This is a genomic window from Stenotrophomonas maltophilia (assembly GCF_003970865.1).
Classification (GTDB): Bacteria; Pseudomonadota; Gammaproteobacteria; order Xanthomonadales; family Xanthomonadaceae; genus Stenotrophomonas; species Stenotrophomonas maltophilia_AR.
This window is the reverse complement of sequence record NZ_RXLZ01000003.1, coordinates 42421-55038: the sequence shown is the minus strand read 5'-3', so window position 1 is coordinate 55038 and position 12618 is coordinate 42421. Positions and strand designations below refer to the sequence as shown.

Annotated in this window: 11 protein-coding genes; 7 read left to right on the top strand and 4 right to left on the bottom strand. The window is 66.3% G+C overall.

The window, feature by feature from the left end; genetic code table 11:
* Nucleotides 1-129 precede the first annotated feature (129 nt).
* The gene (gene lpxC / locus EKL94_RS01560; protein WP_005408085.1) at nucleotides 130-1041 is read left to right on the top strand and encodes a UDP-3-O-acyl-N-acetylglucosamine deacetylase; all 912 of its coding nucleotides are present in this window, start codon (nucleotides 130-132) and stop codon (nucleotides 1039-1041) included.
* 282 nt (nucleotides 1042-1323) lie between these two features.
* Here the strand turns inward: lpxC and EKL94_RS01555 are convergent, their stop codons facing one another.
* The gene (locus tag EKL94_RS01555; RefSeq protein WP_005408086.1) at nucleotides 1324-1773 is read right to left on the bottom strand and encodes a DciA family protein; all 450 of its coding nucleotides are present in this window, start codon (nucleotides 1771-1773) and stop codon (nucleotides 1324-1326) included.
* A gap of 12 nt (nucleotides 1774-1785) precedes the next feature.
* On the opposite strand from EKL94_RS01555, the gene EKL94_RS01550 reads away from it, so the two are divergent.
* From EKL94_RS01550 to EKL94_RS01535, 3 genes are all read left to right on the top strand, one after another.
* Nucleotides 1786-2742: a M23 family metallopeptidase gene (locus EKL94_RS01550; RefSeq protein WP_024957280.1), complete on the top strand. Its 957-nt coding sequence runs from the start codon at nucleotides 1786-1788 to the stop codon at nucleotides 2740-2742.
* A 276-nt stretch (nucleotides 2743-3018) separates the two neighbouring features.
* Complete coding sequence (secA, locus tag EKL94_RS01540; protein WP_126927708.1) at nucleotides 3019-5751, top strand: preprotein translocase subunit SecA; 2733 nt, start codon at nucleotides 3019-3021, stop codon at nucleotides 5749-5751.
* Nucleotides 5752-5864: 113 nt separating this feature from the next.
* A complete protein-coding gene (locus EKL94_RS01535) occupies nucleotides 5865-6821 on the top strand; it encodes a Nudix family hydrolase (protein WP_126927707.1) in 957 nt (318 codons plus the stop codon).
* Between the two features lie 87 nt (nucleotides 6822-6908).
* Here the strand turns inward: EKL94_RS01535 and EKL94_RS01530 are convergent, their stop codons facing one another.
* Nucleotides 6909-7493: a DUF4124 domain-containing protein gene (locus tag EKL94_RS01530; protein WP_126927706.1), complete on the bottom strand. Its 585-nt coding sequence runs from the start codon at nucleotides 7491-7493 to the stop codon at nucleotides 6909-6911.
* 40 nt (nucleotides 7494-7533) lie between these two features.
* A complete protein-coding gene (gene metF, locus EKL94_RS01525) occupies nucleotides 7534-8361 on the bottom strand; it encodes a methylenetetrahydrofolate reductase [NAD(P)H] (protein WP_004143823.1) in 828 nt (275 codons plus the stop codon).
* A 209-nt stretch (nucleotides 8362-8570) separates the two neighbouring features.
* On the opposite strand from metF, the gene EKL94_RS01520 reads away from it, so the two are divergent.
* From EKL94_RS01520 to EKL94_RS01510, 3 genes are read left to right on the top strand one after another with little or no spacing between them, the layout of a single operon-like run.
* Nucleotides 8571-9512, top strand: coding sequence for an alpha/beta fold hydrolase (locus tag EKL94_RS01520; protein ID WP_126927705.1), 942 nt, complete (start codon nucleotides 8571-8573; stop codon nucleotides 9510-9512).
* 24 nt (nucleotides 9513-9536) lie between these two features.
* Nucleotides 9537-10583 (top strand): sensor histidine kinase, encoded by a 1047-nt coding sequence (locus EKL94_RS01515; RefSeq protein WP_126927704.1) that lies wholly within the window; start codon nucleotides 9537-9539, stop codon nucleotides 10581-10583.
* A complete protein-coding gene (locus EKL94_RS01510; RefSeq protein ID WP_126927703.1) occupies nucleotides 10580-11311 on the top strand; it encodes a LytR/AlgR family response regulator transcription factor in 732 nt (243 codons plus the stop codon). The genes EKL94_RS01515 and EKL94_RS01510 overlap by 4 nt, the downstream gene beginning before the upstream one ends.
* 47 nt (nucleotides 11312-11358) lie before the next feature.
* Here the strand turns inward: EKL94_RS01510 and EKL94_RS01505 are convergent, their stop codons facing one another.
* The gene (locus EKL94_RS01505; protein ID WP_185829973.1) at nucleotides 11359-12576 is read right to left on the bottom strand and encodes a sensor histidine kinase; all 1218 of its coding nucleotides are present in this window, start codon (nucleotides 12574-12576) and stop codon (nucleotides 11359-11361) included.
* Nucleotides 12577-12618: the final 42 nt, after the last annotated feature.

Genomic DNA, 12618 nt, shown 5'->3' with positions numbered 1-12618 from the left:
CCGGCTGCCCTGCTTCACGCGCGTCCCCACGGCGTGCCGGTGCGTCCTGCCGGCGGCCTTCACTGGCGTTTCAGCCAGGGTAGGGGAGGGCGCGTGTTAATCTAATGTGTCACTTCCGGCCCATCCCCCATGATCCAGCAACGCACCCTCAAGAACACGATCCGCGCCACCGGCGTTGGCCTGCACAGCGGTGACAAGGTCTACATGACCCTGCGCCCGGCACCGGTCAACCATGGAATCGTGTTCCGTCGCGTGGACCTGGACCCGGTGGTGGAAGTGCCGGCCAAGGCCGAGCTGGTCACCGAAGTGACCCTGTGCACCGGCCTGACCTGCAACGACGCCAAGATCCAGACCGTCGAACACCTGATGTCGGCGCTGGCCGGCCTGGGTGTGGACAACATCATCGTCGAACTGTCCTCGGCCGAGCTGCCGATCATGGACGGTTCGGCCGGCCCGTTCGTGTTCCTGCTGCAGTCGGCGGGCATCGTGGAACAGGATGCGCCCAAGCGCTTCATCCGCGTGCTGAAGACCGTGGAAGTGACCGAGGGCGACAAGGTGGCCCGCTTCAGCCCGTACGAGGGCTACAAGCTGGGCTTCACCATCCAGTTCGATCACCCGATGATCCCGGCCAAGCAGTCGCGCCAGGAAATCGAGTTCTCGACGCTGGCCTACACCAAGGAAATCTCCCGCGCGCGCACCTTCGGCTTCATGCGCGACCTGGAATACATGCGCGAGCGCAACCTGGGCCTGGGCGGTTCGATGGACAACGCCATCGTGCTGGACGAGTTCCGCGTGCTCAACGAAGACGGCCTGCGCTACGCCGACGAATTCGTGCGCCACAAGATCCTCGACGCGATCGGCGACCTCTATCTGGCCGGTGGCCAGGTGCTGGGTGCCTACGAAGGCTTCAAGTCCGGTCACGCCCTCAACAACAAGCTGGTGCGGGCGCTGATGGCCGACGCCACTGCCTGGGAATGGGTCAGCTTCGACTCGCCGGCGACGCCGGACCCGGTGGAATATGCCACTCCGGCCTACGCCTGATTCCTGTAGATCGTTGAATTTAAAGACAAAAACGCCGCCTTCCAGGGCGGCGTTGTCGTTTCAGGCGTCTTCGGCGCATTCAGCATGCTTGAGGCGCGTCAAGGCCGGTTCGAGGTCACGGTTTTGTGAACCTGTTGGATCGGAAGCCTGAATTTAACGTAGTTTTAACAACAATCTAACGACAGGCCCCCGGATGGCAGCTAGGATGCGACCCGGCCCCCGAAATGTTTCACGCCGTGGTGACACGTGCGACGGGGAGCGGAGCCGGATGCTCCGTTGTCGTCAGGACCGCTTCTTCGGCTTCGAAGGAACGTCCTGCAGGCAAGCCAAGGCGTCGCGTAGCCCTTTGTGCGTGGCGGCTGAAACTGCGTGGGGTCCATTCCGGTTGTCGAGCGCTGGGGAGCGCGTGGGAGTGGGAGACGCAGTCTTGATGGTCACCCTGGTGGCCTTCAGCCCGATGGAACGGGCCGCGTCGAGCAACTGGGCTTCGGCAAGCCGCAACTTGGCATGCCAGACCGGGGACTCGACGAGAAAAACGAGGTGTTCCCCGTCCACATTGGCCAGCCGGCAACGGCTGCGCAGAGGTGGCGGCAACTGGGGGCGCAACTGACGGTCCAGCGCGTCGAGCCACAAGGCACGCCGCAGCGGGTTCCCGCTTTTGTCCGCCATCACCGCATCCAGCGCCGGTTTCGGCACTGACGCGGGGCGAACGCTGGATTTCGGCTCAGACATGAAAACTCACTGATGGCATTCAAAAAGATCGTAATCAAAACGCGTGAAGGACAGGCCAAATCGTCGCCCATCGCGCGTTTGCGGTTCTATTTCGAGGACCGCCCCCGCGCCCTGCTGGGCAGCGTGCTCGGGGTAGGCTGCATTATCGGCCTTGCCGGCGGCATTGGCGCCAGCGCGCTGAATGACTCCCGCCTGCAGGCCAAGGTCGAGCGCCAGGATGCGGAGCTGGCCAAGGTCAAGCGCGATGCGCAGACCCAGGTCAACGCGCTGGCGGCCCGCCTCGGCGAGCTGCAGGCCCAGGCCACCCGCCTCAACGCCCTCGGCGAACGGCTGACCCAGATGGGCAAGCTGGAAGACGGGGAGTTCGACTTCAACGAGACCCCCGGTCTCGGTGACGGTGACGCCGGCGGCCCGACCAGCGACATCCCGGTCAAGGACGTCAACGCCGACTTACAGGTGCTGGAGCAGCGCTTCGCTGCTTCAGGCCGCCAGTTGTCGGTGATGGAATCGCTGATGTTCGACCACCAGCTGCAGCAGAACGCCGTGCCCTCGCGCATGCCGATCCGCAACAGCTACGTGACCTCCGGTTTCGGCACCCGTGCCGACCCGTTCGGCCGCGGTGCCGCCACGCACAAGGGCATGGACTTCCACGCCAGGGTCGGTGACCCGGTGATGGCCGTGGCCGAAGGCGTGGTCAGCTTCTCCGGCGTGAAGGGCGGCTACGGCAACGTGGTCGACGTCGACCACGGTAACGGCTACGTCACCCGCTACGCGCACAATTCGCGCCTGGTGGTGAAGGTCGGCGACCTGGTCCGTGCCGGGCAGGAAGTGGCCAAGGCCGGTTCCACCGGTCGTTCGACCGGCGCCCACGTGCACTTCGAGGTGTGGGAAAACGGCAACGTGGTCAACCCGCGCAAGTTCCTCGGCGACGGCGGCAACACGCCGGTCGGCCGCGTCAGCCGCGGCTGATGCCCGGGTCGGATCCCTTCCGCGCCGCGGGAGGGCTCTGACCCGATGCGGTTGATCTGGTAGTGCCGGCCGCTGGCCGGCAACCTCATGATCTTCGGCAGCATCGCGTACCCGGCCAGCGGCCGGCACTACCCCTTGGGGTTGAAACCTCAGCCGGCCGTCCCAAGCTACAATGGGTGTTGCCATCGACAGGGCGCCAGGCGCCCTGTTTCGTTTGCGGCGGACGGATCCCAAGGGGGAGGCCGGGCGTCGTGTCCATCCAACCCGGTTCCTTCAATGATCAACAGCCTGCTTACCCGCGTATTTGGCAGTCGTAACGAACGACAGCTGCGCCAGCTCAACCGCATCGTCGCCAAGATCAATGCGCTGGAGCCGGAGATCGAGAAGCTTTCCGACGAGCAGCTTCAGGCCAAGACGCCGGAGTTCAAGCAGCGCATCGCCGATGGTGAAGCCCTGGACAAGGTGCTGCCGGAAGCGTTCGCGGTCTGCCGCGAAGCCGGTCGCCGCGTGCTGGGCATGCGCCATTACGACGTGCAGCTGATCGGCGGCATGGTGCTTCACCTGGGCAAGATCGCAGAAATGCGCACCGGTGAAGGCAAGACCCTGGTGGCGACCCTGCCGGTGTACCTCAACGCGCTGGAAGGCAAGGGCGTGCACGTGGTCACCGTGAACGACTACCTGGCGCGCCGCGACGCCGCGCAGATGGGCAAGCTGTACAACTGGCTGGGCCTGAGCGTGGGCGTGGTGTACCCGGGCATGCCGCACAGCGACAAGCGCGAAGCCTACGCCTCGGACATCACCTACGGCACCAACAACGAATTCGGTTTCGACTACCTGCGCGACAACATGGCGCTGTCCAAGGCCGACCGCTACCAGCGCGGCCTGCACTACGCCATCGTCGACGAAGTCGACTCCATCCTGATCGACGAAGCACGTACCCCGCTGATCATCTCCGGCCCGGCCGATGATTCCCCGGAGCTGTACATCCGCGTCAACCGCGTCGTGCCGAACCTGGTCAAGCAGGAAGTGGAAGACGGCGAAGGCGACTTCTGGGTCGACGAGAAGGGCAAGCAGGTGCACCTGTCCGAAGCGGGCATGGAGCACGCCGAGCAGCTGCTGGTCGAGGCCGGCATCCTCGATGGCGAGACCGAAGGCCTGTACGCGCCGCAGAACCTGACCGTGGTCCACCACCTCAACGCCGCACTGCGCGCGCACGCGATCTACCAGCGTGACGTGGACTACATCGTGCGCGATGGCGAAGTGGTCATCGTCGATGAGTTCACCGGCCGCACGCTGTCCGGCCGCCGCTGGTCCGATGGCCTGCACCAGGCCGTGGAAGCGAAGGAAGGCGTGCCGGTCCAGCGCGAGAACCAGACGCTGGCGAGCATCACCTTCCAGAACCTGTTCCGCATGTACAAGAAGCTGTCCGGCATGACCGGTACGGCCGATACCGAAGCATTCGAATTCCAGAGCATCTACGGCCTGGAAGTGGTGGTGATCCCGACCAACCGCCCGACCATCCGCAAGGACAGCCCGGACCAGGTGTTCCTCAACCGCAAGGGCAAGTTCAATGCGGTGCTGGCCGACATCGAAGAGTGCGCCAAGCGTGGCCAGCCGGTGCTGGTGGGTACCACCTCGATCGAAACCTCGGAAATGCTGTCCGAGCACCTGCGCAAGGCGGGCGTGAAGCACGAAGTGCTCAACGCCAAGCAGCATGACCGCGAAGCAACCATCGTCGCCAACGCCGGTCGTCCGGCCGCGGTCACCATCGCCACCAACATGGCCGGTCGTGGTACCGACATCGTGCTGGGCGGTTCGCTGGAAGCCGAAATCCACGAGCTGGGCGAAGACGCGACCGACGAGCAGAAGGCCGCGGTCAAGGCCGAATGGCAGAAGCGCCACGAGGCCGTCAAGGCTGCAGGTGGCCTGCACATCGTCGGCACCGAGCGCCATGAATCGCGCCGTATCGACAACCAGCTGCGTGGCCGTTCGGGCCGCCAGGGTGACCCGGGTTCGTCCCGCTTCTACCTGTCGCTGGAAGACAACCTGATGCGCATCTTCGCCTCCGACTGGGTGCAGAAGGCCATGCGCATGATGGGCATGAAGGAAGACGACGTCATCGAAGACCGCCTGGTCAGCCGCCAGATCGAGAAGGCGCAGCGCAAGGTCGAGGCCCACAACTTCGATATCCGCAAGAACCTGCTGGACTTCGACGACGTCAACAACGATCAGCGCAAGGTGATCTACGCACAGCGCGATGAACTGCTGGACGCCGAGTCGGTGAAGGACAACGTCGACGGCATCCGCGACGACGTGATCTTCGACGTGGTGGCCCGCTTCGTGCCGCCGAACTCGATCGACGAGCAGTGGGACCTGCGTGGCCTGGAGGCGACCCTGGAGTCGGACTTCGGCCTGCAGATGTCGCTGACCGACCTGGTCAAGTCGCACGAAGAGCTGGACGCCGAAGCCATCGCCGCAAAGGTGCAGGAGCGCGTCAACCAGCACTTCGCCGAGAAGGAAGCCGGCGTGGGCGAAGAGACCATGCGCGCGCTGGAGAAGCACGTGATGCTGACCGTGCTGGACCAGAGCTGGAAGGAGCACCTGGCCCGCATGGATTACCTGCGCCAGGGCATCTACCTGCGTGGTTATGCGCAGAAGCAGCCGAAGCAGGAGTACAAGAAGGAAGCCTTCGAACTGTTCTCGGACATGCTGGAAAACGTCAAGCGCGAAGTGGTGACCCTGCTGTCGCGCGTGCGCATCCGCAGCGACGAGGAAGTGCAGGCGCTGGAAGCGGCCGAACGCCAGCAGGTCGAAGCCCGCCTGAGCCAGTCGCAGTTCCAGCACCAGGACGTGGGCGGCTACAGCGCCGACGAGGAAGCCGCGCAGGTGCAGGCTGCCCAGCAGGGCATCGCACAGGTGCAGCGCGACGAGCCGAAGATCGGCCGCAACGATCCATGCCCGTGCGGCAGTGGCAAGAAGTACAAGCACTGCCACGGCCAGCTGAGCTGACCCCGAAGAGCCCCGCGAAAGCGGGGCTTTTTTTTCATGGCGGCTGTTTCGCGGGGCTGATCCGGCCCGATCCGAGATTGCGCGGGTCGCCCTGTTCTGGGCATTCTTCCCTCATGGCTTCCCCCACCCGATCGATCCACGTTGTGGCCGCCGTCATCACCGACGCCCGTGGCCGCGTGCTGCTCAACCGCCGTACCGAGAACCGCGACATGGCCGGCCTGTGGGAGTTCCCCGGCGGCAAGCGCGAATCCGGCGAGACCTCCGAACAGGCGCTGGTGCGTGAGCTGCGCGAGGAACTGGGCATCGAAGCCGATGTCGGCGAATGGCTGATGGATGTGCCGCAGCGCTACCCGGACAAGCACCTGACCCTGGAAGTGCGCCACGTGCGCAGCTGGAAGGGGACGCCGCGTGGGCGGGAGGGCCAGGCCATTACCTGGGTGGCACCGGACAAGCTGGGTCGCTATTCGATGCCACCGGCCGATCTGCCGGTGGTGGCCGCTCTGCGCCAGCCCGACAGCTACCTGATCACCCCGGCGCCGGCCGATGATGAGGGCGGCTTGCAGCATTGGCATGAACAGCTGCAGCACGTGGTGGCCGCGGGCCAGCAGCGCATCCAGCTGCGGCTGCCATCGGCGCATCCGCAGCGGCAGGCGATGGTCGAACAGGCCGTGCGGGCGCATCGTCGCAGCGGGGTGCAGTGGCTGCTCAACCGCGATATCGAGCTGGCACGCGCATTGGGCGTGGGCGTGCATCTGGGCAGCGAACAGCTGCTGGAGCTGTCGCAGCGTCCGCTGCCCGAAGGCCAGCTGGTGGCCGCGTCCTGCCACGACCTGCAGCAGCTGCAGGCCGCGCAGCAATTGGGGTGCGACTTCGCCGTGCTGGGCCCGGTGCAGGCCACGGCCAGCCATCCGGATGCGGTGCCTTTGGGTTGGGACGCGTTCGCCGAGCTGCGCGCGCAGGTGTCACTGCCGATCTATGCGTTGGGCGGAATGGGCCGCGGCCATATCGCCGAAGCACGTCGGCATGGCGGGCAGGGCATCGCCGCCATTCGCGGGCTCTGGCCGGCGTAAAGCTGCTTCGCTCGCCGGGCATGACCCGGCGCTACCGTGTGGGATGGAGGCAGTAGATCCGCGCCATGCGTGGATGGATGCTCGCGATCACAACGTGATCCAGAAACACCCGTACTGCCGCCGCAACCCCAGCACCGTCGAAGCGCGCGACGCGCTGCCGGGCAAGGTCTGTTCCAGGCGCAGGCCAACCGGATGCCGAGCGGCCGGCGGCTCGAGGCCGGATCCCTGCGCAGCAGGGCTCTGACCCTCATCCTGCGATAGCGGCAGCGCCTGCGAGGGATACACCGGCACCACGTCCACCAACGGTCGCCGCGTCAACGATTCCAGCTGGCCGAGGATGCGCTGCGCACCCGCATCGGAGACCGCGCTCCACAGGTACAGCGAGGACAGCCGGTTCACATCGTTGCTGAGGATGCCGATGCGCAGCGCGTCCACCAGTTCACTCAGCCGCCGCGGGCAGCGTGCCCCCAGGGTATCGCGCTGCAGGGTGTTGCCGGCGGGCGCAGGCGGTGGCAGCCGCGACTGCGCGCCCAAGCTGTTGCAGGGACGGTCGGTATACACGCTTTGGCCCTGGGCATCGGTGCAGCGGTTCAGGCGCGTGGACTGCGCGTGGGCGACGCTCGACAGCACGCACAGCGGTAGCAGCAACAGCAGGAGGGAAAGCCGGATCATCCTCGCAGGGTAGCGCCGATCACGCTTGCGCGCCGTGCTTTCAGCCCTGCAGCAGCTTCAGCACCGAGGTGGTCGGCTTGGCCAGGTTCAGGGTGTAGAAGTGCAGGCCGGGTGCGCCGCCTTCGATCAGGCGCTGGCACAGCCGGGCCACCACTTCCGTGCCGAATGCTCGCACCGATTCGGCGTCATCGCCATAGGCCTGCATCTTGCGGCTGATCCAGCGCGGGATCTCCGCACCGCACTGTTCGGAGAAGCGGCGCAGCTGGCTGAAGTTGGCGATCGGCATGATGCCGGGCGTGATCGGCACCTGCACGCCCAGCCGCCGCACTTCGTCGACGAAATGGAAGTACGCGTCCGGGTTGAAGAAGTACTGGGTGATCGCCGCATCGGCACCGGCATCGATCTTGGCCTTGAAGTGCTTCAGGTCGGCCAGTGCGTCGGAGGCCTGCGGATGCGTTTCGGGGTACGCGCCCACTTCGATATGGAACGCATCGCCGTGCTCGGCGCGGATGAAGTCGATCAGTTCGGCGGCATAGCGCATGTCGCCGGGAAAGCCCATGCCCGACGGCAGGTCGCCACGCAGCGCGACCAGGCGGCGGCAGCCGATGGCGCGGTACAGCTTGAGCAGCTCGCGGATCTCCTGGCGGGTGCCGCCCACGCACGACAGGTGCGGCGCGGCATCGAAGCCATGGTGCTGGTTGAGATGGCGCACGGTCTCGGAGGTGTAGCTCAGGGTCGAGCCACCGGCGCCGAAGGTACACGACACATACTCGGGGCCGTAGTCCTTCAGCTTGGCTGCGGCGCGGTCCAGCTGGCTGCGCTGTTCGTCGGTCTTGGGCGGATAGAACTCGAAGCTGATGGCAGTCATGGTGCGGGCGGCGGCGGCGGCGGCGGGTGCGGATCAGTATATCGCTTCATCAAGATGGATGTGCGATTGATGCGTGAGGACAGGCCATCCATGGCACGCGACCGTTCGCCCCGGTGCCCGGCCGTTGCTCCGAAATCGCAACCGGGGCCACTGGAGCGGCGGCACGCTGCTCCCATCCCGACACCACCCACCCGACGAAGGAGCAGACGATGAAGATCTTCCTGGCACTGTGGTACGCAATGAAGGCCCTGGCCCGGCTGGCGATGATCGGCATGGCAATGGCCGTGCTCGGTTCCGGCTCGGCGCATGCCGCCACTGCCGCCACTGCCGGCGCCCCGGCTGCGGGCAAGGTGCAGGTCGAGGTGGTCGGCAAGGGCCGCCCGCTGCTGATGATTCCCGGCTTGAACAGCAGCGCCGAGGTCTGGCGTGAAACCTGCCTGGCATTGAAGGATGTGCAGTGCCACCTGGTGCAGTTGCCGGGCTTTGCGGGCGCTGCGCCGGCAGACCCGCGTCCGGCGGATTTCCTTTCGGCCATGCGCGGGCAGCTGCTGGCCTACCTGCATGACCGGCACCTGGGACCGGTGGTGGTGATCGGCCACAGTCTTGGCGGCCTGCTGGGGCTGCAGTTGGCGCAGGCCGAGCCGAAGGCGGTCAGCGCACTGGTGGTGGTCGATGCACTGCCGTTCCTGCCAGCCGCGCGTGCCCCGAAGGCCACCGCAGACGGCGTGCGGCCGATGGCCGACCAGCTGCGCAAGGGCATGCTGGCTGCCGACGCCGCGCAATGGCAGGCGCAGTTGAAGGCAGGCCTGCCAGGCATGACCCGCGATCCGCAGCGCCAGGCCGAACTGGGCCGCTGGGGCGAAGGCAGTGACCGCCAGACCACCGCCGATGCCATGCATGCGGTGATGACCACCGACCTGCGCGACAGCATCGCCTCGATCACCGCACCGACGCTGGTGCTGGGCAGCTGGGCCGCCTACCAGCCGATGGGCAGCACCGAGGACAGCATCCGGGCCGTGTTCCAGGCGCAGTACGCGAAACTGCAGGGCGTGCAGATCGTGATGAGCGCGCAGGGTTTCCATTTCCTGATGTGGGATGATTCGCGCTGGCTGCACGGGCAGGTGCAGGACTTCCTCGACCGCCACCACTGAGTTTCAAAACGCCTCGGAATGGACATGCCGGATTCCTCCTCGACGGTACGCTTCTGGCTGCTCAATGCGCTGGTGTGGGCGCTCTATGGCGTTGCCGGAATCGGCCTGCGCCAAGCCTATTTCAGCGATGCCGGAAGCGCAGGCGTGTTGATCACGCTGGGCCTGGCGTTGGCCCTGTTCGGGTGCAGCGGTGCCATCCGCGCGCTGGCGCTGCGTGCCGACTGGTGGGCGCGTGGCACGGCCGGGCTGTTGCTGCGGCTGGCGCTGTCGGTGGCATTGGGCGCGGCAGTGGCGCAGCTGCTGGTGAACATCGCGCTGCACTCGGCGCTGGCCTGGAACTGGGTGAGCCTGGGGCGGCAGACTGCCGACTTCAGCCCCAAGGCGCTGCTGCTCTACTGGTACACCACTGCTGTGATGCTGGCCCTGTGGGCAGCGCTCTGGGCAGGCCTGCACAGCCTGCGCCGGATACGCAGTGCGGAACTGGCGCGCCTGCGTGCCGAGGCCGATCGCAGCGCGCTGGAGCGCGATGCACTGCGTGCACGGCTCAACCCGCATTTCATGTTCAATGCGCTGAACAACCTGCGTGCGCTGATCCTGGAAGATCCTGAACGTGCGCGCGACATGGTCACCCGCCTGTCGCGCACGCTGCGCCAGGCGCTGGCGCACAACCGCAGCGAGCAGGTCACGCTGGCCGAGGAGCTGGCGGTGGTCGACGACTACCTGGCCATCGAGGCGGTCCACTTCGAGCAGCGCCTGAAGGTGCTGCAGCAGGTCGATGCCGATGCCATGCAGGCACAGCTGCCGGCGATGGCGCTACAGCTGCTGGTGGAAAACGCGATCAAGCACGGCATTGCCAGCCGCCCGGGCGGCGGTGAGGTGCAGATCCGTGCCACGCTGGACAATGACGTGCTGCGCCTGCAGGTGGACAATCCGCTGGGCAGCGCCAACGAGCCCACCCATGGCCATGGCGTCGGCCTGGCCTACCTGCGTGCGCAGCTCGGTAGGCAAGGTCGTTTCACCCTGCAGCCGGTCGGCGACCGCATGCAGGCCCTGCTGGAGATTCCGCAATGAGTGGCGTGCTGCGTGTGTTGATCGTTGATGATGCACGGCTGGCGCGGCAGGAGCTGCGCACGTTGTTGTCGGCGCTGCCCTGGGTGCAGTGCGTGGGCGAGGCCGACGATGTGCCCGCTGCACGCGAGGCGATCGCCACACTGGCGCCGGACCTGGTGCTGCTGGATGTGCAGATGCCCTCCGGCAGTGGCTTCGACGTGCTGGATGGACTGGAGACGGTGCCGGCGGTGGTCTTCGTTACTGCCTACGACACCTACGCGGTGCGCGCGTTCCAGGCCAATGCGCTGGACTATCTGGTGAAGCCGGTCGAGGCACCGCGCTTGCTGGAAGCGTTGCAGCGGGCGCGCCAGCGCGAGGTGGTGGCGGGCGAAACGCCGGAGCCGCGCAGCACGCTGGCTGCGCAGGACCAGGTGTTCGTGCGCGAGGGCGAACGCTGCTGGTTCGTCGCGGTCTCGGAGATCCGCCGGCTGGTGGTGGATGGCAACTACACGCGGCTGTGGTTCCGCGACCAGAACGCCCTGCTGACCCGCAGCCTGAGTGCGCTGGAAGCACGCCTGCCGGCGGAGCTGTTCTTCCGCGCCAACCGCAATACGCTGGTCAACCTGCGCCGCATCCGAGGCGTGACGCCCAGCATCGCTGATGGCTACGACCTGGCGCTGGATGACGGCAGCGAGGTGGAGGTATCGCGGCGGCAGGCGCGTGAACTGCGCGAGCGGATGGCGTTGTAGCTGCCGCTACAGCTCGGCACTGACCGGGCTGGACCGCCGGAGGCGCTTCATGCCTCGGCTGGCTGCCCCCTCAAGCGGGCCATCACCCCGCCACCGCCGTGCTGGATGACCAGTTCGAGCCCGTAGTGGCTGCACAGTCGCCGCATGATATCCAGGCCCAGGCCGTTGCCCTCGCTGCCATCACGCTTGTCGAATGGCCGCGGCTCGGGCCAGTTGCCAAGGAAGGGCGAAGTACCTGCCGTGTTGTGCACCAGCAGCTGACCGTCCTGCCATGCAATCAGGACCTGTCCCTGCGCGGTATGCGCGAACGCATTGCCGACCAGATTGGCCAGGACTACGCGCAGGGCCGCCTCGGGCGCGCGCAGCGTGGCCCGGTCGGGCACGGTCAGCTGTACCTCGACCGGACGTGCAGCCAGCAACGGAGACTGTTCGATGATCACCCGTTCCAGTAGCGGCACAAGTTTGACCGGCGGAGCGCCGTGGCTGGCGGTTTCCTCGCGAGCCAGCGCGAGCAGCGCCGCAATGGCCTGCTGCAGCTGCAGTGCCGAAAGACGGATATGCTGCACATGCTGGCGGCCACGCTCGGACAGGCCCGACTCGCCGGCCAACTGGCCTGCCGCACTGGAGATGACGCTCAAGGGGGTGCGCAGTTCGTGGCTGGCATCGCGCGTGAACGCATGTTCGCGGGCAACGAAAGCAGCGACGCGTGCGGACAATCCATCCAGGGCGCGCGCGAGCACGCCAATCTCGTCATCGTCGAAACGTGCTGCCAGGCGCACGCCGGGGCCTGGTTCCGGCTGCAGCGCTTCAACCTCCTCGACCAGCGCGTAGAGCGAGCGTGTGCTGCGATGGGCGAGCCAGATGCCTAGGACAATCGCCGCGATCAGGACCAGCAGTGCTGTGCCGGCAAGCAGCATTACGACCCGATCGCGGATCGGCCGGACCACCAGTTGCGCACTGACCTCCGACACAAGCCAAGCAGGGCGGGCGCCGGCCGGGGGATCGATGCGCTTGAGATGGTAGTGCCGACCATCGACACCCGCGAACTCCGAGCGCCATGGTTCCTTTGCGAACTCGCTGCGCAGATCGTCGGGGAAGGTAGAGGGTGAACGATGCAGCTGGATTGCGGCATCGGCAGGTGTCCGCCAGTCCCCTTCGTGCGCGTGCCGGGCGAGCTGAGCCTGTGCTTCACGGTCCAGTTGGGCGTTGAAGATGCTGTCTTCCACCACATACATGAACACCAGCGAGTAGGTGCCGAACACCATGGCGGTGAACAGCGCGAAGGCTGTGAATGTGATCAGCAGTCG

Excerpts from the sequence above, each read along its gene's own strand:
- secA (WP_126927708.1), top strand. The coding sequence starts at position 3,019 with ATGATCAACAGCCTGCTTACCCGCGTATTTGGCAGTCGTAACGAACGA.
- EKL94_RS01520 (WP_126927705.1), top strand. The coding sequence starts at position 8,571 with ATGAAGATCTTCCTGGCACTGTGGTACGCAATGAAGGCCCTGGCCCGG.
- EKL94_RS01535 (WP_126927707.1), top strand. The coding sequence starts at position 5,865 with ATGGCTTCCCCCACCCGATCGATCCACGTTGTGGCCGCCGTCATCACC.
- EKL94_RS01515 (WP_126927704.1), top strand. The coding sequence starts at position 9,537 with ATGCCGGATTCCTCCTCGACGGTACGCTTCTGGCTGCTCAATGCGCTG.
- lpxC (WP_005408085.1), top strand. The coding sequence starts at position 130 with ATGATCCAGCAACGCACCCTCAAGAACACGATCCGCGCCACCGGCGTT.
- EKL94_RS01550 (WP_024957280.1), top strand. The coding sequence starts at position 1,786 with ATGGCATTCAAAAAGATCGTAATCAAAACGCGTGAAGGACAGGCCAAA.
- metF (WP_004143823.1), bottom strand. The coding sequence starts at position 8,361 with ATGACTGCCATCAGCTTCGAGTTCTATCCGCCCAAGACCGACGAACAG.
- EKL94_RS01510 (WP_126927703.1), top strand. The coding sequence starts at position 10,580 with ATGAGTGGCGTGCTGCGTGTGTTGATCGTTGATGATGCACGGCTGGCG.
- EKL94_RS01555 (WP_005408086.1), bottom strand. The coding sequence starts at position 1,773 with ATGTCTGAGCCGAAATCCAGCGTTCGCCCCGCGTCAGTGCCGAAACCG.
- EKL94_RS01505 (WP_185829973.1), bottom strand. The coding sequence starts at position 12,576 with ATGGTGTTCGGCACCTACTCGCTGGTGTTCATGTATGTGGTGGAAGAC.
- EKL94_RS01530 (WP_126927706.1), bottom strand. The coding sequence starts at position 7,493 with ATGATCCGGCTTTCCCTCCTGCTGTTGCTGCTACCGCTGTGCGTGCTG.